Origin of the sequence: Mycobacterium heidelbergense, from assembly GCF_050205645.1 — a bacterium.
Taxonomy (GTDB): domain Bacteria; phylum Actinomycetota; class Actinomycetes; order Mycobacteriales; family Mycobacteriaceae; genus Mycobacterium; species Mycobacterium heidelbergense_A.
Genome location: NZ_JBNMQT010000007.1, coordinates 227,028 through 246,702, shown reverse-complemented (window position 1 = coordinate 246,702; position 19,675 = coordinate 227,028). Strand labels below are relative to the sequence as shown.

At 69.5% G+C, this 19,675-nt stretch carries 18 protein-coding genes; 5 read left to right on the top strand and 13 right to left on the bottom strand.

Annotation, left to right across the window (positions count from 1 at the left end; all coding sequences use genetic code 11):
- Position 1: 1 nt before the first annotated feature.
- Positions 2-676 (top strand): methyltransferase family protein, encoded by a 675-nt coding sequence (locus ACQI5H_RS10640; RefSeq protein ID WP_427079336.1) that lies wholly within the window; start codon positions 2-4, stop codon positions 674-676.
- Positions 677-694: 18 nt separating this feature from the next.
- Positions 695-2,392, top strand: coding sequence for a CocE/NonD family hydrolase (locus tag ACQI5H_RS10635; protein WP_427079335.1), 1,698 nt, complete (start codon positions 695-697; stop codon positions 2,390-2,392).
- 1 nt (position 2,393) lies between these two features.
- On the opposite strand, the gene glgC is transcribed toward ACQI5H_RS10635, so the two are convergent.
- Positions 2,394-3,608, bottom strand: coding sequence for a glucose-1-phosphate adenylyltransferase (gene glgC / locus ACQI5H_RS10630; protein WP_076064043.1), 1,215 nt, complete (start codon positions 3,606-3,608; stop codon positions 2,394-2,396).
- 178 nt (positions 3,609-3,786) lie between these two features.
- Between glgC and glgA the strand changes: the two genes are divergently transcribed.
- Complete coding sequence (gene glgA / locus ACQI5H_RS10625) at positions 3,787-4,950, top strand: glycogen synthase (RefSeq protein WP_427079334.1); 1,164 nt, start codon at positions 3,787-3,789, stop codon at positions 4,948-4,950.
- Positions 4,951-4,975: 25 nt separating this feature from the next.
- Here the strand turns inward: glgA and ACQI5H_RS10620 are convergent, their stop codons facing one another.
- The 7 genes from ACQI5H_RS10620 to ACQI5H_RS10590 form a co-directional block, all read right to left on the bottom strand.
- Entirely contained in the window at positions 4,976-5,143 is a 168-nt protein-coding gene (locus ACQI5H_RS10620; RefSeq protein ID WP_003406247.1) for a DUF3117 domain-containing protein, read from the bottom strand.
- A gap of 166 nt (positions 5,144-5,309) precedes the next feature.
- Complete coding sequence (tag, locus tag ACQI5H_RS10615; RefSeq protein ID WP_427079365.1) at positions 5,310-5,891, bottom strand: DNA-3-methyladenine glycosylase I; 582 nt, start codon at positions 5,889-5,891, stop codon at positions 5,310-5,312.
- Positions 5,892-5,896: 5 nt separating this feature from the next.
- A complete protein-coding gene (locus ACQI5H_RS10610; RefSeq protein WP_427079333.1) occupies positions 5,897-6,283 on the bottom strand; it encodes a DivIVA domain-containing protein in 387 nt (128 codons plus the stop codon).
- A gap of 33 nt (positions 6,284-6,316) precedes the next feature.
- Positions 6,317-7,291, bottom strand: a complete 975-nt coding sequence (locus ACQI5H_RS10605) for a glucosyl-3-phosphoglycerate synthase (RefSeq protein ID WP_427079332.1) — start codon at positions 7,289-7,291, stop codon at positions 6,317-6,319.
- Positions 7,288-8,112: a dihydropteroate synthase gene (gene folP, locus ACQI5H_RS10600; RefSeq protein ID WP_427079364.1), complete on the bottom strand. Its 825-nt coding sequence runs from the start codon at positions 8,110-8,112 to the stop codon at positions 7,288-7,290. The genes ACQI5H_RS10605 and folP overlap by 4 nt, the downstream gene beginning before the upstream one ends.
- A gap of 146 nt (positions 8,113-8,258) precedes the next feature.
- Positions 8,259-10,034: a long-chain-acyl-CoA synthetase FadD6 gene (fadD6, locus tag ACQI5H_RS10595; RefSeq protein ID WP_427079331.1), complete on the bottom strand. Its 1,776-nt coding sequence runs from the start codon at positions 10,032-10,034 to the stop codon at positions 8,259-8,261.
- A 47-nt stretch (positions 10,035-10,081) separates the two neighbouring features.
- The gene (locus ACQI5H_RS10590; protein WP_427079330.1) at positions 10,082-10,645 is read right to left on the bottom strand and encodes a TIGR00730 family Rossman fold protein; all 564 of its coding nucleotides are present in this window, start codon (positions 10,643-10,645) and stop codon (positions 10,082-10,084) included.
- A 59-nt stretch (positions 10,646-10,704) separates the two neighbouring features.
- Here ACQI5H_RS10590 and ACQI5H_RS10585 point away from each other — a divergent pair, with 59 nt between their 5' ends.
- On the top strand, positions 10,705-12,837 hold the full coding sequence (locus ACQI5H_RS10585) for an AAA family ATPase (RefSeq protein ID WP_427079329.1): 2,133 nt from the start codon (positions 10,705-10,707) through the stop codon (positions 12,835-12,837).
- 12 nt (positions 12,838-12,849) lie between these two features.
- On the opposite strand, the gene dapE is transcribed toward ACQI5H_RS10585, so the two are convergent.
- Positions 12,850-13,926, bottom strand: a complete 1,077-nt coding sequence (dapE, locus tag ACQI5H_RS10580) for a succinyl-diaminopimelate desuccinylase (protein ID WP_427079328.1) — start codon at positions 13,924-13,926, stop codon at positions 12,850-12,852.
- A 44-nt stretch (positions 13,927-13,970) separates the two neighbouring features.
- Between dapE and dapD the strand changes: the two genes are divergently transcribed.
- Entirely contained in the window at positions 13,971-14,924 is a 954-nt protein-coding gene (gene dapD / locus ACQI5H_RS10575; RefSeq protein ID WP_427079327.1) for a 2,3,4,5-tetrahydropyridine-2,6-dicarboxylate N-succinyltransferase, read from the top strand.
- Position 14,925: 1 nt separating this feature from the next.
- On the opposite strand, the gene ACQI5H_RS10570 is transcribed toward dapD, so the two are convergent.
- The 4 genes from ACQI5H_RS10570 to ACQI5H_RS10555 form a co-directional block, all read right to left on the bottom strand.
- On the bottom strand, positions 14,926-16,245 hold the full coding sequence (locus ACQI5H_RS10570) for an MFS transporter (RefSeq protein WP_427079363.1): 1,320 nt from the start codon (positions 16,243-16,245) through the stop codon (positions 14,926-14,928).
- Positions 16,246-16,405: 160 nt separating this feature from the next.
- The gene (locus ACQI5H_RS10565; RefSeq protein ID WP_427079326.1) at positions 16,406-17,821 is read right to left on the bottom strand and encodes an acyl-CoA synthetase; all 1,416 of its coding nucleotides are present in this window, start codon (positions 17,819-17,821) and stop codon (positions 16,406-16,408) included.
- A gap of 33 nt (positions 17,822-17,854) precedes the next feature.
- Complete coding sequence (locus ACQI5H_RS10560) at positions 17,855-18,763, bottom strand: alpha/beta fold hydrolase (RefSeq protein ID WP_427079325.1); 909 nt, start codon at positions 18,761-18,763, stop codon at positions 17,855-17,857.
- 29 nt (positions 18,764-18,792) lie between these two features.
- Positions 18,793-19,674 carry an alpha/beta fold hydrolase gene (locus ACQI5H_RS10555; protein WP_427079324.1) on the bottom strand — a complete coding sequence of 294 codons (882 nt, stop codon included), beginning with the start codon at positions 19,672-19,674 and terminating at the stop codon, positions 18,793-18,795.
- Between the last annotated feature and the right edge of the window lies 1 nt (position 19,675).

Sequence of the window (19,675 nt, the reverse complement as noted above, 5' to 3'; positions counted from 1 at the left end):
CGTGAAAACCGCTGTGAAGTTGGGGGTTTCGAGCATTATCGGGCTCGCCGTCGTGGGCCTTATCCTGTTCTATCCGGCGGGCACGTTCCACTATTGGCAGGCGTGGGTTTTCATCGCGATCTTCACGATCGCGACGCTGGTCCCGAGCGTGTATCTGGCTCGGACGAATCCGGCGGCCCTGCAGCGGCGCATGCATGGCGGGCCGCTGGCCGAGGGCAGGGCGGTCCAGAAGTTCGTCATCATCATGGCTTTTCTTGGGCTCTTCGGGATGATGGCGTTAAGCGCGCTGGACCACCGGATGGGTTGGTCGTCGGTGCCGGCCGCGGTGTGCGTGATCGGCGACGTCCTCGTGGTGGCGGGGCTGACCATCGCGATGGCGGTGGTCATCCAGAACAGCTACGCCGCCGCCACGGTCCGGGTGGAGGAAGGTCAGAAGCTGGCCTCCCGCGGCCTCTACAAACTGGTGCGACACCCGATGTACTCCGGGAACGTGATCTTGATGGTGGGCATCCCCCTGTCGCTGGGCTCCTACTGGGGGCTCTTGGGTCTCACCGTCGGCCTCCTGGCGCTCGTCCTTCGCATCCTCGACGAGGAACAGCTGCTCACCCAGCAATTGGCCGGATACCGCGAGTACACGCAGCGGGTGCGCTATCGGTTGATACCGAATGTCTGGTAACGGGCCTAGGGTATGGCCGTGGCCCGCAATCCGGCACCTGCTCTCGACCGGCCGTGGCGACGTCCCGGCTCCCTGCGGTATGCGCTAGGCCGGCTACGCGGCATCGCCAAACCGCCGGTAACGGTCACCGATCCGCCGCGAGACCTCCTCGTCGACACCGACGTCGAGGTGCCGACCCGTGACGGAACAGTGTTGCGGATCAACGTCTTCCGAGATTCCGACGACACCCGTCCCGTCATCCTCAGCATCCACCCGTACGGCAAGGACAATCTGCCGAAACGGCGGGGCAGGAAGTGGACGTTCTCGATCCAGTACCGGATACTGCGCCAGCCGACGCCGGTGCGCTTCTCGGCCCTGACCGGCTGGGAGGCACCCGACCCGGTGTGGTGGACGGCGCGGGGCTTCACCGTCGTCAACGCCGACTCGCGCGGCTGCGGCCATTCCGACGGCACCGGAAAGGTGCTCTCGCGCAGGGAAGCCGAGGACACCTACGACCTCGTGCAGTGGATCGCCGACCAGCCTTGGTGCGACGGGAACGTCGTGATGCTCGGCGTGTCCTACTTGGCCATCAGCCAGTACGCCGTCGCCGCGCTGCGGCCGCCCGCGCTGCGGGCGATCTGTCCGTGGGAAGGGTTCACCGACGCGTATCGCGACCTGACCTATCCGGGCGGTGTGCGGGAGTGCGGCTTCACCCGGATGTGGTCGCGCAACCTGAATCGCGATACCCGGCAGGCCTATGCCCTCGTGTCGATGCAGGACGAGCATCCCCTGCGCGATGATTTCTGGCGCTCGCTGGCACCCGATCTGTCGGCCATCACGGTTCCGATGCTGGTCTGCGGCAGCTTCTCCGACAACAACCTGCACTCCCGCGGCTCGGTCCGGGCCTTCACGCACGCCGCATCCTCCCACGCCCGCCTCTACACCCATCGCGGCGGCAAATGGGCGACGTTCTATTCCGAGGCCGCGCTGGACGAGCAGCTGAGCTTCTTCCGCGGCGTGCTGGACGGCGCGCCCGCTTCGCGCAGCGTTCGCCTCGAGGTGCGCGAGGACCGCGACACCATCGCCGCGGTGCGCGAAGAAGCCGACTGGCCGCTCGCCCGAACCCGTTGGCGGCCTTTATATCTGGGTGAGTATCTGGACGGCACCGGAGCGCTGGCACCGGAGCGGCCGACCGAGGCTGGCCGCATCGCGTTCGAAACCCTCTCCCGCGCAGCGGCATTCAGCTACACATTTCCCGCGGAGACCGAGCTGACCGGTCCGATGGTCGCGCGGTTGTGGGTAGAACTCGACGGCTGCGATGACGCGAACCTGTTCGTCGGCGTTGAGAAGTGGCGTGACGGACGGTTCGTCGCATTCGAGGGGTCCTACGGCTACGGCCGTGACCGGGTCACCACGGGCTGGCAGCGCGTCGCGCTGCGCGCCCTGGACTACGAGCTGTCGCGGCCGTGGGAGCCTGTCCCGACATGCGCCGAGCCGCAGCCGCTGTCGGCCGGCGAGGTGGTCGCCGTCGATGTCGCACTGGGGCCGTCGGCGACGCTGTTTCGCGGCGGCGAGCAGCTGCGGCTGGTCGTCGCGGGGCGCTGGCTTTGGCCGCGCAACCCGCTAATCGGTCAGATGCCGGCGGCGTACCGGGAATCACCGCGCGGTCGGGTCACCTTGCACTGGGGCCCGCGTCACGACGCGCATCTGCTGGTCCCGGAGATCGCCGAACGGTGAGCTAAACCCAGACGCCCTTGCCGACCGCGACCACGCCGCCGGCGCTGATCGCGAACCGCTCGCGGTCCTTTTCCAGGTCCACCCCGACCATCTCGCCGGGCCCGATGACGACGTTCTTGTCCAGGATCGCGTGGCGAACCACGGCCCCGCGGCCAACCCGGGTGCCCGGCATGATCACGCTGCCCTCGACGATCGCGCCGTCGTCCACCACGACGTTCGACGACAACACCGAGTTGCGCACCGAGGCCGCCGAGATGATGCTGCCGGCGCCGACGACCGACTCCTGCGCCGAGCCGCCGTTGACGAACTTCGCCGGCGCCAGGTTCTCCGTCGCCCCGCGGATGGGCCAGCGCCGGTTGTACAGGTTGAACACCGGATGCACCGACACCAGGTCCATGTGCGCGTCGTAGAACGCGTCCAGCGTCCCGACATCCCGCCAATAGGCGCGGTCCCGGTCGGTGGCCCCGGGCACCTCGTTGTCGGAGAAGTCGTACACCGCGGCTATCCCGTCGTCGACCAGCCGCGGGACGATGTCGCCACCCATGTCATGGTCCGAGTGGTCGTCGTCGGCGTCGGCGCGAATCGCGTCGATGAGCACCTTGGTGGTGAAGATGTAGTTGCCCATCGACACGAACGTCGTGTCCGGATCGTCGGGAGTTCCCGGAGGATCCAGCGGCTTCTCCACGAAGGCGCGGATCCGGCCGGAGTCGTCGGCGTCGATGCAACCGAACGCGGTGGCCTCGGCACGCGGTACCCGGATGCCGGCCACGGTTGCGCCGGCGCCGCTGTCGATGTGGAACCGCACCATCTGCTCGGGATCCATCCGGTACACGTGGTCGGCGCCGAAAACCACTATGTAGTCCGGGTCTTCGTCGTAGATCAGGTTGAGCGACTGATAGATCGCGTCGGCGGACCCGGTGTACCAGCGCGGGCCCAGGCGCTGCTGCGCCGGCACGGGGGTGATGTACTCACCGGCCAGGCCGGACAGCCGCCAGTTCTGCGATATATGGCGGTCCAGTGAATGCGACTTGTATTGGGTGAGAACGCAGACCCTCAGATAGCGGGCGTTGACGAGATTGGAGAGCACGAAGTCGATCAGCCGGTAGGCGCCACCGAAGGGGACCGCGGGTTTGGCCCGGTCCGCGGTCAGCGGATACAGCCGCTTGCCTTCGCCGCCGGCCAGGACGACACCCAGCACGTGTGGCGCTTCCCTCATGGCTTCAAACCTAACGGCAGCCGCGCAGTGCTGCCAGGGGGAAGCGCCCTATTGCCCTCCCGATCGCGCAGGCCCTGACGGGCTGTCCGTCAAGGTATTTGGCTCGAATGGACGCCGCGACGAGGGATCGCTCCGCCCGACTCGCGGAGGGTGCCGTCAGCGAACTACGGTGCGGAGTATGCGGGTGGCGATGATGACGCGGGAGTACCCACCGGAGGTCTACGGCGGGGCCGGGGTACACGTCACCGAACTGGTCGCACACCTGCGCCGGCTGTGCGCGGTCGACGTGCACTGCATGGGCGCACCGCGCCCCGGTGCCCTCGCCTATCAGCCCGACCCGCGGATCCATGGCGCCAACGCGGCCCTGTCCACCCTGTCCGCCGACCTCGTGATGGCCAATGCGGCGTCGGCGGCCACCGTCGTGCATTCGCACACCTGGTATACCGGCCTGGCGGGGCACCTGGCCGCGCTGCTCTACGACATCCCGCACGTTCTGACCGCGCATTCGCTCGAGCCGCTGCGGCCGTGGAAGGCCGAACAGCTCGGCGGCGGCTACCGGGTGTCGACGTGGGTGGAACAAACCGCGGTGCTGGCCGCCGACGCGGTGATCGCGGTCAGCTCCGCCATGCGTGAGGACGTGCTGCGGGTCTACCCGACGCTGGATCCCAGCCTGGTGCATGTCATTCGGAGCGGCGTCGACACCGACGTGTGGTATCCGGCGGGGCCGGGGTACACCGGCTCGATGCTGGCCGGCCTCGGCGTGGACCCGGGCCGCCCCAGCGTGGCGTTCGTCGGGCGGATCACCCGGCAGAAGGGCGTGGCTCACCTGCTCGCGGCCGCGCACCGCTTCAGCCCCGACGTGCAATTGGTGCTGTGCGCCGGCGCTCCCGACACCCCGGAGATCGCCGACGAGATCCGCTCGGCCGTGGCCGCTTTGGCCCGCACCCGCACCGGCGTGTTCTGGATCCGGGAAATGCTTCCTCTTGGTCAGCTACGCGAAATACTTTCGGCGGCAACTGTTTTCGTGTGCCCGTCGGTCTACGAGCCGTTGGGCATCGTTAACCTGGAGGCGATGGCCTGCGGCACCGCGGTGGTGGCCTCCGACGTCGGCGGAATACCCGAGGCCGTCGTCGACGGGGTCACCGGGTCGCTGGTGCATTACGACCCCGACGACGCAGGCCGTTACCAGGCCGGGTTGGCCGAAGCGGTCAATGCGTTGGTCGCCGACCCGGAACGGGCGGAGCGCTACGGCCGCGCGGGGCGCCAACGCTGTATCGAGGAATTCTCCTGGGCCCGCGTCGCCGAGCAAACGCTGGACATCTACCGGAAGGTGGGTGCGTGACTCCGCCCGGCAGACCGTAGCGGGTCTAGCTGGTGACGCCCTTGAGTTCGTCGCCCAGAGCGGCGGCTTCGTCGGGCGTCAACTCGACGACAAGGCGGCCACCACCCTCGAGTGGTACCCGCATTACGATGCCGCGCCCCTCCTTGGTTGCTTCCAGAGGACCGTCGCCGGTCCGGGGCTTCATCGCCGCCATCGAATGCTCCCTCCAAGTTCGAGCTGACCCGCCTTCGCGGACCGGGTCGGCGCCGAGCACGCCCCGCCAGTGGATTTCCAGCCATACCCGACATTGAACTGCCAAATCACTCCCCCATTGTTCCCTATTCGGGTCGGCAGTTACACAAAGACCCGGCTCTGGCACGTCACCGGCCTTGCGCGGGCACCCAGCAAGCACGGATATGGTCGTCCACCATGCCGGTCGCCTGCATCAGCGCATAGGCGGTGGTCGGCCCGACGAAGCGGAACCCGCGGCGTTTGAGCTCGCGCGCCATGGCCTTCGATTCTTCGCTGGCCGAGGGGATTTCAGACGCGTCGGCGGGCCGGGGTCGAGGCGGCGGCGCGAACGACCACAGCAGCTCGGAAAGGTCCTCGGGAGAGCCCAGGTCTGCCGCGGCGCGGGCATTTGCGATCGTCGCGTCTATCTTGGCGCGGTTGCGGACGATGCCGGAGTCGGCCATCAGCCGCTCCACGTCGGCGTCGGTGTAGCGGGCGACCTTCTCGACGTCGAACCCGGAGAAGGCGCGCCGAAAATTGTCCCTTTTGCGCAGGATGATCAGCCACGACAGGCCGCTCTGGAAGGCTTCCAGGCTCATCCGTTCGAACAACGCCACCCCGTCGCGGGTTGGGCGGCCCCACTCCTGGTCGTGGTAGTCGCGGTACAGCTCGAAGTCGGCTCCGGGTCGAAGGTCCGCCCAGCCGCAGCGAACAAGATCCTGATCGCTCAAGTCGCTCACACAGTGTCCTGACGATCCTCGCCGTCCTCGGGTTCCACCGCATCGCCCTCGGCCTGTTTCTCGGCGACCTCGGCGGCCGGCGCTGCGTGGGCGGCGGGCGCGGCGTGGGCGGCCGCCACCTGACCGCGCAACGCCTCCAGCTCGCGGGCCAGCCGATCGAGCACCCAGTCCACCTCGCTCGTCTTGTAGCCGCGCAACGCCTGCGTGAATTTGACGGCGTCGACGTCGGCGCCCGTCACGCCGTAAGCGGGCAGCACCGTCGCGGTCGTCCCGCGCGGCAGCGGAGGCAGCTGCTCACCGCGACCGAAAAGTAGGCTGGCGGCGCCGAACAGCACGATCGCCACCAACACCAGCACGACCAGATAGAGCAGAACCAACGCCACGGGAACGATATTGCCCTATCGGGCCGACACGGATCAGCGTGGCCGCAACACATTCATCGGCGGGCGGTCCGCCAGCGACACCGGAGAGGTCTGCTGGGTGTAGCCGTCGCCATCGGCGAAGAACTGCGTCAACCCGGCCCCGGAGTCGGGCAGGCCGCACCGCGCGAACAGCGTCGCGATGACCTGCCGGCTCATCGCACCCAGCTCCGAGAGCGGCCGGTTGCGATGGGCCCGCACGCCGAGATTGACCTGGGCGATCGCGTCCAGGCCCAAGCGGTCGAAGGTGTCGACGAGCAAACCGATCTCCACGCCGTAGCCCGGGGCGAAGGGCAACGACGTCAGCAGCTCTCGGCTGGCCGCGTACTCGCCGCCGAGCGGCTGCAGCACGCAGCCCAGCTCCGGGCGCAGGGCCGCCAACAGCGGCCGGGCCACCAGCTCGGTGACCCGCCCGCCCCCGGTGGCACCTGCGTCGCCACCGGAATCGCCGACCATGAGTGGCCGCCGGTAGAAGCTCTTGACCAGGTGGATGCCGTCGCCGGTGAGCAGCGGGCCGACCAGCCACGGCACGAACATCGGGTGCGGATTGATCAGGTCGGAGTCGACGAACACCACGATGTCGCCGCTGGTGGCCGCCAGCGAACGCCACAGCGCCTCGCCTTTGCCGGGCCGCGTCGGAACCTCGGGCAGGGCCTGTTCGCGGCTGACGACGCGGGCGCCGGCGGCGATGGCGCGGATCTCGGTGTCGTCCGTCGAGCCGGAGTCCAGCACGATCAGCTCGTCGACCAATCCATCGACCAGCGGCGAGATGCTGTCGATCACCGATTCGATGGTGTCTTCCTCGTTGAGCGCGGGCAGCACCACCGAAATCGTCCGCCCCGCCTTGGCTTCTTCGAGTCGCCCGATCGTCCAGTCGGGACGGTTCCAGCTGCGGTTGGACAGCCAGATGTCGCCGGGCCGCGCCGCCAGCAGGCCATCGCTGGCGAGGTCGACCAGCTCCGATGCCGTCATGCGAGTCCCCTCACGGTGCGCGCCGGCTGCCGCATGCCCTGGATCGAGGCCACCATTTCCAGCACCCGGCGGGTGGCCGCGACCTCGTGCACCCGAAACATCCGGGCGCCCGCCGCCGCCGCCAGCGCGGTGGCCGCCAGCGTCCCCTCCAGCCGTTCGGTCAGTTCCACACCCAAAGTCTCCCCGACGAAATCCTTGTTGCTCAAAGCGAGCAGGACAGGCCATCCGGTCTTAACAAGATCGCCAACGTGGCGCAACAACGCCAGCCCGTGGAAGGTGTTCTTGCCGAAATCGTGGGTCGGATCGATCAGCACCCGGTCGCGGGCCACGCCGGCCGCGACGGCCCGCTCGGCGGCCTCGGTGACCTGGCGAATCACGTCGTCGACCACGCCCCGGGTGGTCGTGCCGTAGCTCACCCGGAAGGGACGCGTGCGTGGCAGCGCCCCGCCGGTATGCGAACAGACCAGGCCCGCATCGAAGTCCGCGGCCACCTCGGCCAGGGCGGGGTCGTGGCCGCCCCAGGTGTCGTTGATCAGGTCCGCGCCCGCCGCGCAGGCCACTTTGGCCACTTCCGAGCGCCAGGTGTCGACGCTGATCAGCTGGTCGGGGTAGGCGTCGCGCAGCCATTCGATGAACGGCACCAGCCGGGCGATCTCGGTGTCCGCGTCGACGTTGTCGCCCGGGCCCGCCTTGACGCCGCCGACGTCGATGACGTCCGCGCCCTCCTCGACGGCCCGGTGTGCGGCGGCCCTGGCCGCGTCGTCGCTGAAGGCCGCACCCTTGTCGTAGAACGAGTCCGGCGTGCGGTTGACGATCGCCATGATCAGCGGGCGATCCGCGGCGACCGGTCGGCCGCACAGGGTTGACTGCACACGTACATGGTGCCTGGCCTTGCTCGCGAACGTGCGGCCAGCCGCACACTCGACGCCAACGTGCGGCTGGCCGCACGCTCGGCGTGCTGTCAGCCCTAAGGTCGCTTGCCCGCCGCGACTTCGTCCGGATATTCGTCGTAGTAGGGCACGTAGCCCTCGTCCCGGCCGGCCAGGACGAACAGTGGGTCGTCCACGTCGGGGCCGTAGGCCTGCTCCCGCAGCTCGACCTTGCGGCTCTTGAACGTCGTGGTCTGCTCCAGCGCCGAGACCACCCGCACGAACAGCGGCAGGGCATAGCCCGGCAGCTGGCCGTAGACGGCACCGGCCAGCGACTTGCCGTCGAACTCGGCGCCGTCGCGCAGCTTGACCGCGGCCATCCCGGCGCGGCCGCCGGTGCGGGGAATCTCCACACCGAAGACGGTGCAGTCCTCGACGGAACCCTCCGACGTCAGCGCCGCTTCGACCTGCGTGGTGGCGACGTTCTCCCCCTTCCAGCGGAAGGTGTCGCCGAGCCGGTCCACGAACGCGGCGTGCCGCATGCCCTGCGGGCTCATCACGTCGCCCGAATTGAACCAGCAGTCGCCCTCACGAAAAGCGTTGCGCACCAACTTCTTTTCGGTCGACTCTTGGTCGGTGTAGCCGTCGAAGGGTTGCAGCCGGTTCACCGGGCTGATCAGCAGACCGGGCTCACCGGCGGACACCCGGCGCACCCGTCCGTTCTCGTCGCGCAACGGGGCGCCGGTGTCGGGGTCGTACTCCACGTAGGCCAGCTGTGTCGGCGAAATTCCCGTCGTCCGAGGCACATTGAAGATGTTGATGAACGCGGTGTTGCCCTCACTGGACGAGTAGAACTCACACACCCGCGCGATGCCGAACCGTTTGGTGAACTCGTTCCAGATCTCCGGGCGCAGCCCGTTGCCGGCGATCAGGCGCACTTTGTGCGCGCGGTCCGTGGGCTTGGGCGGCTGATTGAGCAGATAGCGGCAGATCTCACCGATGTAGATGAAAGCCGTCGCCCGGCTGGCGATCACCTCGTCCCAAAACCGCGACGCCGAAAACGACTTGCCCAGCGCGAGCGTCGCCCCGGAATTGATCACCGACGACACGGCGACCGTCAGCGCGTTGTTGTGATACAGCGGCAGGCAGCTGTAGAGCGTGTCGGAACTCTTCAGCCGCAACCCCAGCCCGCCGAACGCGGCCAGCGCCGCCAGCCAGCGGCGGTGGGTCATCACGCTGGCCTTGGGGAATCCGGTGGTGCCCGACGTGAAAATGTAGAACGCGGTGTCCTTGGCCAGCACCGCCGAGGCCGATGCCGGGTTGGTGGCCGGGGCGCTCACCGCGAATCGCTCCACGTCTTCGATGGTCAGCGTCTCGGTGCCGGCCGTGGTGTCGCAGTCGGTGACGACGCTGACCAGGTCCGTCTCCGCGATCAACACCTTGGCGTCCAGCAGGCCCAGGCTGTGTGCCAGGACCTCGCCGCGCTGGTGGTAGTTGAGCATCCCGGCGATCGCGCCGCACTTGACCGTCGCCAGCATCGTGAGCACGGCGTTGGGCGAGTTGCGCAGCATGATCGCGACGACGTCGCCGTGGCCGACGCCGCGGGCGGCCAGCACGGCGGCGTACCGGTTGGCGGCCGCGTTGGCGTCGCGGTAGGTCAGTTCCTGGTCGCCGAACCTGAGGAAGACCCGGTCGCCGTAGCGAGCGGCCCGCTCCTGGAACACCGTGCCGATCGACTTCTTGGAGTTCGGAAACGCCAGCAGCCCGGTGCGCACACCCCGCACGATCGATGGCAGATCGGCTAGTACGCGCGGCGCCCGAACCGCGATATCGGCCAGACCGACCGCTGCGCGCGTTCCCCCGTCTTTCGACACGTGATCCCTCGATTCCCCTCGGCGCCGTCCCATTCAGCCCGCCGACCTCAGGTGGGGGCGCACGCCTCTATTGCGGCACCCACCTTATCGACCAGCACCATACGGTCCATCGCGACCTGCGAGATGTACCCGCTGTCCAGCAAGCCGTTCAACCAGATCCACAAGCCCTCGTAGTGGCCCCACGCGTCGAGCATCACCACGGGTTTGCGGTGCATGCCGAGGTAGCCAGTCGTCCACGCCTCGAAGAACTCGTCGAGGGTGCCGACACCGCCCGGCAGCACGATGAACGCATCGGCGAGGTCCTCCATGATCTGCTTGCGCTCGCGCATGGTCTCGCTTACGACCAGCTCGTCCGCTTCCGTATCGGCCTGCTCCCTGCTCATCAACTGCTGGGGGATCACCCCGACGGTCCGGCCGCCGCGTGCCCGCGCCGCGCTCGATACCGCACCCATCGCCGAGACGTGGCCGCCGCCATACACCAGGGTCCAGCCGCGGTCGGCTATCGCCTCGCCGAGTTCGGTGGCCAGCTCCAGCAATTCGGGATGCGTCGGGACGGACGCGCAGTACACACACACCGCCCACTCGCTCGATGAATCGCGTTCCGCCGGCATAACCGAAAGGTAGACCACGCCCGGTGCGGCGCGCACACCGCGCGCACTAAAATCCGGCGGTGCCGATTCGATGGAATGTCCCTCAGCATGCGGGCGCCCTGGAACGGCTCGACGCCGCGCTGGGCGACGGGGCGCGGGCCGGTGCGGTAGTGCTGGGACCGGACGGCTGCGGCAAATCCACGTTGGCCCGATTGGCCGCAGAACAGTTCGCCGGCCGGCACCCGGGCACCATCACCCGCTGGGTCACCGGCACGCCGACCGAGCGGGCGGTGCCCTTCGGCGCCTTCAGCCACCTGGTGGACATCGACGAGATCGGCAAACCGGCCGCGCTGTTGCGCGCGGCGCGGGCATCGCTGGGCCGTGACGACCCGCAGGGCGAGCTGCTGCTCATCGTCGACGATGCCCACGACCTCGACATCCTGTCCGCCACGTTGGTGTACCAATTGGCGCTGGCCGGAACCGCCCGCCTGATCGTCACCGCCCAAGATTCTGGGGCCGCACCAGAGGCCATCGCGGCGCTGTGGACCGACGCTCTGCTGGATCGGATCGACATCGAGGCGCCCGGCGGGGCGACCACGCCGGGCGAGGTCGACGAGTTCCTCGCCGAGCTCCCCGCGCCGGCGCGGGCGGTGCTGGACTACCTGGCGGTCGCCGAGCCGCTGTCGCTCGCCGATCTCACCGTCCTTGCCGGCGACGGCGCGGTCAGCGAGGCGGCCGAATGGGGCGCGGCGGAAACCCGGGTGCGCGACGAGCGCGCGGACGACCCGGTGGTCTACACGGCGCACCCGTTGTTCGCCGAACGCGCGCGGGCGGCGCTGGGCGGCGAGGGCGCGCGACGGCGGCGCACCGAGCTGGTCACGCGGTTGTCGGAGCATCCGTCGGATCACCTCGTCGACCGGCTACGGCTGGCGTCCCTGGCGCTGGACAGCGACGCTCCCCAGCGCGTCGCCGAGGTCGCCGACGCCGCGCGGCAGGCGTTGCGCCTGGGCGATCTCGCGCTGGGCGAACGACTGGCCCGGTCGGCGCTGGAGCGCTCCGGCGGCCTGGCCGCGCGCCTGGCCCTGGCGCACGCCCTGGCGTGGCAGGGACGTGGCCGCGAGGCCGACGCACTGCTGGACGTCGTCGACTCCACCGCGTTGACCGAAGCCGCGCTGATGGATTGGGCGCTGCTGCGGGCGGCCAACCAGTTCTGGATGCTCAGCGAGCCGGAGCGGGCCACCGCGTTCCTGCGGACCACCCGCAATCGGGTCACCGACACGGGCCCGCGGACCACCCTCGACGCGCTGAGCGCCACCTTCGCGATGAACGCGGGCAACGTCGGGCACGCCGTCAAAGTCGCGCGGGAGGTGCTGGCCTCACCCTCGGCCGATGACCAGGCGGTGGCCTGGGCGGCCAGCGCCGCCGCGCTGTGTGCGGCGCGCCAGGGCCGCTTCGACGACGTCGAGCCGCTGGCCCAGCGCGCCCTGGCCGCCGAGCATCCCGGGCTGCTGCGCTTCACGATCGGGCTGGGCCAAACCAGCGCGCTGCTGATGGCGGGTCAACTCGACGCGGCGCGAAAGCTCGCGCAACAGTTCACCGACTTCGCCGAGCTGCAGCAGCCCGGCCGCGCCATCGGCGAGGTGCTGCTGGCGCATGTGCTGATCGCCGGCGGCGAATTCGCCCAAGCCGCAGCGCTTCTCGTCCCCGCGGCCGCCACGCTGGAACGCACCGGCTACTCGTGGGGGCCGCTGTCGCTGACACTGTTGGCCACCGCGCTGGCGCAACAGGGCGACACCGCTGCCGCGGCAAAGGCGTTGAGCAGAGCTGAATCTCGGCACGGAACCAAGTCGGCGTTATTTGCGCCGGAACTCGGTGTGGCGCGGGCGTGGCGGCTGGCCTCGGTGCGCGATGCGCACGGCGCGGTCGCCGCGGCCCGCGATGCCGCCCGGATGGCCGAACGCGGCGGTCAGTCGGCGGCGGCGCTGCATGCGTGGTACGAGGCCGTCCGGCTCGGCGACGCCCGGGCCGCGGACCCGCTGGCCCGGCTCGGCGGCGAGATCGACTGCGCCGTAGGACGAATCGCGCTGGCCCATGCCCGAGCGCTGGCGACGCGCGATAGCGCGGCGCTGCTCGCGGTGTCGCACGAGCTGGAGGCCGCGGGGATGCGCGCGGCGGCCGCCGACGCCGCCGCGCAGGCACAACGCTGCGGCTGATCCCGCCGACGGTCAACCTCCCAAGTAGGGCCGCAGCATCGCGGCGGCGGCCGTGATCGCGGCGACCTGCACCCGTTCGTCGCGCCGGTGCGCCAGATTCGGGTCGCCCGGCCCGAAATTCACCGCCGGGATGCCGCGCGCGGCGAACCGGGACACGTCCGTCCACCCGTATTTCGCCCTGACCTGCCCGCCGGCGGCTTCGGCCAGGGCTTTGGCGGCGGGTTGTGACAGGCCCGGCAGCGCGCCCGCGGCGGCGTCGGTCTGCTCGATCCGCACGTCGAGCCCATCGAACACGTCGTGCACGTGTTGCAGCGCCGCGTCCAGCGACCGGTCGGGAGCGAAGCGGTAATTGACGGTCACCGAGGCCGCGTCGGGAATCACGTTGCCGGCCACGCCGCCGTCGACCCGCACCGCCGACAGGCCTTCGCGGTAGGTGCAGCCGTCGATGTCGACCGTGCGCGCGGTGTAGCGGGCCAGCCGGTCCAGCACGGCGCCGAGTTTGTGAATTGCGTTGTCGCCCAACCACGAACGCGCCGAGTGCGCGCGGGTGCCGGTCGCGCTGATCACCACGCGCAGCGTGCCCTGGCAGCCGGCTTCGATGTAGCCGGCGGTCGGCTCGCCCAGGATGGCCACGTCGGCGGCTAACCAGTCCGGGAGCTCCCGTTCGATGCGACCCAAACCGTTTGCGGCCGCGTCGATTTCCTCGCAGTCGTAGAACACCAGGGTCAGGTCGTGCACCGGTTCCGCGATGGTGGCGGCCAGATGCAGGAAGACCGCGTCGCCGGATTTCATGTCCGCGGTGCCGCAGCCGTGCAGCACATCGCCGTCCGGTTCGGTCGAGCGTCGGCTGGGCAGGTTGTCGGCCACCGGGACGGTGTCCAGATGCCCGGCCAGCAGCACGCGCGACGGCCGGTTGCGCTCGGTGCGCGCCAACACCACGTTGCCGTTGCGGATGATCTCGAAGCCGGACGTCTGGGCGCGCAGGGCGGCCTCCACCTCGTCGGCGATGCGCGCTTCGTCGCGGGACTCGCTGGGGATATCAACCAGCGCCGCGGTCAGCTCGATCGGATCGCCATGCAAGTCCAGCACGCCAACAAGGGTAGTGGTTCGGCGCGCGATGCCGGGCAAGTAGCGTGGCGAGCGTGACTGGAGCTGCAGGCATCGGATTGGCGACCCTCGCCTCCGACGGATCGATTCTCGATACCTGGTTTCCCGCACCGGAACTGACCGGACCGGGCACCAGCGGCACGTCGCGGCTGGCGCTCTCCGACGTTCCTCCGGAGCTGGCGGCGCTGATCGGCCGCGACGACGACCGCATCACCGAGACCATCGCGGTGCGCACGGTCATCGGCTCCCTAGACGATGCCGCCGCCGACGCTTACGACGCCTACCTGCGGCTACATCTGCTGTCACACCGGCTGGTGGCGCCGCACGGGCTGAACGCCGGCGGCTTGTTCGGGGTATTGACCAATGTGGTGTGGACCAATCACGGCCCCTGCGCGATCGAGGGATTCGAGGCGGTGCGCGCGCGGCTGCGCCGCAAGGGTCCGGTGACGGTCTACGGCGTCGACAAGTTTCCCCGGATGGTCGACTACGTCATGCCCACCGGCGTGCGCATCGCCGACGCCGACCGGGTGCGGCTCGGCGCCCACCTGGCGCCGGGCACGACGGTGATGCACGAGGGCTTCGTGAACTACAACGCCGGCACCCTGGGCGCGTCGATGGTCGAGGGCCGCATCTCGGCCGGCGTGGTGGTGGGCGACGGGTCCGACATCGGCGGCGGGGCGTCGATCATGGGAACGTTGTCCGGCGGTGGTACGCAAGTGATTTCGATAGGCAAACGGTGCCTACTCGGCGCCAACGCGGGCCTGGGCATCTCGCTGGGTGACGACTGCGTCATCGAGGCCGGCCTCTATGTCACCGCGGGCACCAAGGTCGCCACGCCGGACGGCAAGGCGGTCAGGGCCCGAGAACTCTCCGGCGCCAATAACGTGTTGTTCCGGCGCAATTCGCTCACTGGGGCGGTCGAAGTGGTGGCCCGCGACGGTCAGGGCATCGCGCTCAACGAGGACCTGCACGCCAACTGAGCTAACGGCCGGTCGGCAGCTCCACCTCAGCGGGCCCGTGCCCCACGTGCACGCCCTGCGTGGTTCGAAGCGCCGTTCCGTGTGTCTCCGGAAGCAGCGACGTGCACACCAGGCTGGTCAACGCGAGGGCGGCCAACATGAGGCCGATCGCCCAGCTGCCGTAGGTGGCCAGCAGCGTTCCGGCGATCAGGGGCGGCAAGGCGCCGCCGATGACACCGGCGAGGTTCGCCGACAGCGCCGATCCGCTGTAGCGGTTGCGGGTGGAGAACAGCTCGGGGATGAATGCCGCGGTAGGTCCGGAACCGACCGCCGCCGCGGCGTACATGCCGACGACGGCCACCGCGTACAAAACGGGGTTGCCGGTATCAATCAGCGGGATCGCCGCAAACGACCAGGACAGACACCCCACCCACGCCACCAACATCATCCGGCGGCGTCCGACGCGATCGGACAGGGTGGCCGAGAACGCGACGGCGACGATGCTCGCCACCCCGCCCAGCACGCCGACGAACAGGATGACGTTGCGCGAGTACCCCAGATGCGAGTGGGCATAGGTGGTCAGGTAGGTGCCGGCCATGTAGACGAAGCCGAAACCGCAGATGACGCTGCCCGCGGCCAGGACGATCTCCCGGCGATGCAGCTGCAGCACCTCCTTGAGCGGCGCCTTCGGTACCGCGTGTTGAGCCTTCTCCTCGGCGAACAACGGGGTTTCGTCGATCTTGAACCACACGTAGAGGGCGATGACGATCAGCGCCGCGCTGATCAGGAAGGGAAGCCGCCACCCCCACTGCATGAACGTGGAGCTGTCTTCGCCGATGGTGTAGTTCACCGCGAGGAAGGTCGAGCTGTTCAGCACCAGCGCGGTACCGCCCCCGAGCGCGGTGAACATCCCGTACCTGCCACGCTGGCCCGCCGGCGCATACTCGGCGCTCAGCAGCGCGGATCCGGCCCAGTGGCCGCCCACCGCAAACCCTTGCAGCAGCCGCAGCGCGACCAGCAGCAGCGGGGCCGTCACACCGATCGCCGCCGCACTGGGAATCATGCCGACGGCCACGGTGGAGATGGCCATGATCAGCAGCGTCGCGATCAGTGTCTTTTTCCGGCCCAGCCGGTCGCCGAAGTTCCCGAACACGGCCGCGCCGACGGGTCGGGACAGAAAGGCGGCGCCGAATGTCCCCATCGAAGCGATCGTGGCCACCGTGGGGCTGAGGTGCGGGAAGAACACGGCGGGAAACACCAGCGCCGCGGCGGTGCCGTAGATGAGGAAGTCGTAGAACTCGATGGCCGAGCCGACGAGGCACGCGGTAGCTACCCGCCGCATCGTGGTGACGTCCGGTCCCGCGGTCGTCATAGCGGCGTCCACCGCGCGATTGGGCCGAGTCACGCCTACGACGGTAGGTGAAGGCTCGCGGTCGCGCCCGCTAGAAAACCTGGCAACATCCTGCGTGTCGTGGTCCGGGGGCATTCGGGCCGGCAGCAACTCAGCCCTCGGCCAGCAACTGCTTCTTGAGGACCTTGCCCATCGCGTTGCGGGGCAGCGCATCCACGATGCGCACCTCGCGCGGTCGCTTGTGCACGGACAACTCCCCGGCGACATGGCTGATCAGGTCGTCGGCTTGCAGGTCGGACGAGGCGACGACGAACGCGACGATGCGTTGGCCCAGGTCCTCGTCGGGCAGGCCGACGACGGCCGCCTCCTGCACGCCCGGATGCCCGAGCAGCGACGTTTCGATCTCCCCCGCGCCGACCCGGTATCCGCCCGACTTGATCAAGTCGACCGATTCGCGGCCGACGATGCGGTGCATGCCCGCGCCGTCGACGACGGCGACGTCGCCGGTGCGATACCAGCCGTCGGGCTCGAAGGCCTCGGCGGTGGCCTCCGGCCGATTCAGGTAACCGTCGAACATCATCGGGCCCCGAACCTGAAGCTTGCCAACGGTTTCCCCGTCGGCTGGTACCGGGCCGCCGTCGTCGTCGAGCAGCCGGGTCTCCACGCCGGCGAGCGGTAGGCCCACCCAGCCCGCTCGCCGTTCGCCATCGGCCCGCGTCGAAACCGTGATCAACGATTCCGAGGCGCCGTAGCGTTCGATGGGCCGGTGCCCGGTGAGCCGTGCCAGCCGGTCGAACACCGGCACCGGCAGCGCGGCGCTCCCGGACACCAGCAGCCGCGCCGGCCGCAGCGCCTCGGCGGCGGTCTCGTCCGCCACCACCCGTGACCACACGGTGGGGACCCCGAAAAACAGCGTGCCCCCGGCTTCGACCCGGGCCTGCGCATAGCCCGCCGGCGTCGGTCTTCCGGTGTGCACGAAGCGATTTCCGATCCGCAGCGACCCGAGCAGGCCAAGCACCAGGCCGTGCACGTGAAACAGCGGCAACCCGTGCACCAACACGTCGTCGGCACTCCACTGCCAGGCCTGGGCCAGCGCATCCAGGTCGGCGGCGATCGCGCGGCGGCTCAGCACCACCCCCTTGGGCGCCCCCGTGGTGCCCGAGGTGTAGATGACCATCGCGGTGGACTCCGGCGCCGGCTCGGGATAGCTATGCCAGGACCGGGCGTGTGGCCGAACGGGGATGTGCGGCAAGCCTTCTGGGTCGTCGGGCTGCGGCCCCAACCACGCCCGCGCCCGAGAGTCGGTGAGCATGTGCCGGCGTTCGGCCGCGCCGACGTCCGACGGCACCGGGACGAACGGCACACCGGCGATCAGGCACCCCGTGATCGCCAGCACCGTGGACGCGGTCGGGGTGGCCAGCACGGCAACGCGGCCGGCGCCGGCGACGCGCTCGGCCACCGACGTTGCGGCGCCGACCAAGCCGCTGCGGCTCAGCACGGCGCCATCGATACTCACCGCGTCGGGAATGTCCGTGGTGACAGCGGAGTCCAGCGAGGCCAGCAGCACGTCAGCAGGTTACCCGGCGGCCGCGCGCGTCGGTCAGGCCTGCTCGTCCCAGAGCTTCATCAGGGTGGACAGGATTTCCTCGCCGCGGCCCAGCCCGGCCAAATGGCTTTCACCGGGCAGCACGAACAGCTCGGCGTCGGGCAGCATGGACACGACGTGCTCGCCGTGGGCGAACGGGACGATGTGGTCGCTGTCGCCGTGCCACCAGCGGACCGGCACCTTGACCTCATCGAGCCGGAAACCCCAGTCCCGCGTGAACAGGATGACGTCGTTGAACGGGGCCGCCAGTTGCTTACGGCTGCCGTTGAGCAGGTCGTCGAGGAACATCGCCTTGAATTCGGGCCGGGTGAGCAGGCGCCGGTCGGCTTCGGGCGATATCGCGGCATACAGATACAGCGCGGGATTCGCGACCGGACGGATCATCCGGATCACCAAGCTTGCGCCGATCCGCAGCGGGTCACCTCCCAGCCGCAGCAGCGGCGCCGCCCGCTTACCCAGGTTCATCAGACCGCTGGTGATCCCTTCGTCGCCAAGGAACGGCGCGACGCCGCCGAGTACCCCGGCCGCCACCACGCGATCTGACAGCACGGCGGCGGACGCGAGCGCGTACGGGCCGCCGCCGGACAGGCCGATAACCGCCATCTTGTCGATGCCCAGCGTGTCGGCGATCGTCCGCAGGTCGTCCCCGAACGCCCGGATGTTCGCGTACCGATGGGGTGTCGACGAACCGATGCCCGGCCGGTCGATGCCGATCAGGCGAATGTTGTGTTCCTCGGCGTAGACCCGGGCCTCGACCGGGATCTGCCGGCGGGCGCCGGGAGTTCCGTGGAACCAGAAGACCGCGCGACCCCAGGGGGCACCGAACTCGGCGAAACCGATCTGGCGGTCCTCTCCGACCGCGATGTTGCCTTCGAGCTTGGGGCGGGCAATCGCGATAACCATGCCCAGCAGCTTTGCATGTCACGCGCCGGTTACGAAAGGCGCACGGCCCCCCGCACAAAGGCCTTAAGCGCCCCGGCTACCAGGTCCGGGTCGTCGCACATCGGAAAGTGGTTGCCGCGTCGAACTTTCAGTTGGCGTACCGCGGGAAACAATGCCTTCCACCGCGGCTGGAACCGCAGCGGATCGTTGAGCTGGCCGAAGATGGTCAGCACCGGCCGGTCGGCCAGCTTTCCCCGCAAGGCGTCGCCGACCTCGGCGTAGAGGGCGTGGGCGCGGCGCGCGTCGCGGAAGTAGCCGTGCCAGGCCCGGCGCGCCGGCGCGTCGATGCCCGCGCGGAAGACCGCGCGGTCGGCGCGGCTCAGGTGCCGGCCGACGCCGAAGCTCGTCGACGTCACGCGGGAGAGCACGTTGGTGGCCGCGTCGAGTTCGCGGACCGGGGCGCTGCCCATCAGCGCGAGCATGCCCCGGAATGCCGGACCCGTCGGCCGCCACGCGAAGCAATTGACCGCCGCGAATGCCGCAACGCGATCGGGACGGCGCGCCGCGGCCAGGAATCCGGCCGGGCCGCCCAGGTCGTGGGCGACCAGGGTGACGTCGCGCAATTGCAGCGCATCGATGACCGCGGTGACGGCGTCGCCGGCTTGGGCGAGCGTCGGCGGGCCCGGCTGCCGGTCGCTCAGGCCGCTGCCGGGCGCGTCCACCGTGACGCATCGAAAATCGTTCTGCAGGCGCAGCAATACATCGCGCCAGACGAAGCTCCAGGTGCCGACGTGAACGAAGAGCAGGGTCGGTCCCTCGCCGATGTCGGTGACCGCGATGCGGCCCCGGTCGTGGCGCAGTGCGTAGGTCGGCCAGGGCCAGGACGACGGCGGCAGCCAGCTTGGCCGGTCAAGTGTAGCAAGCGTTTTCATG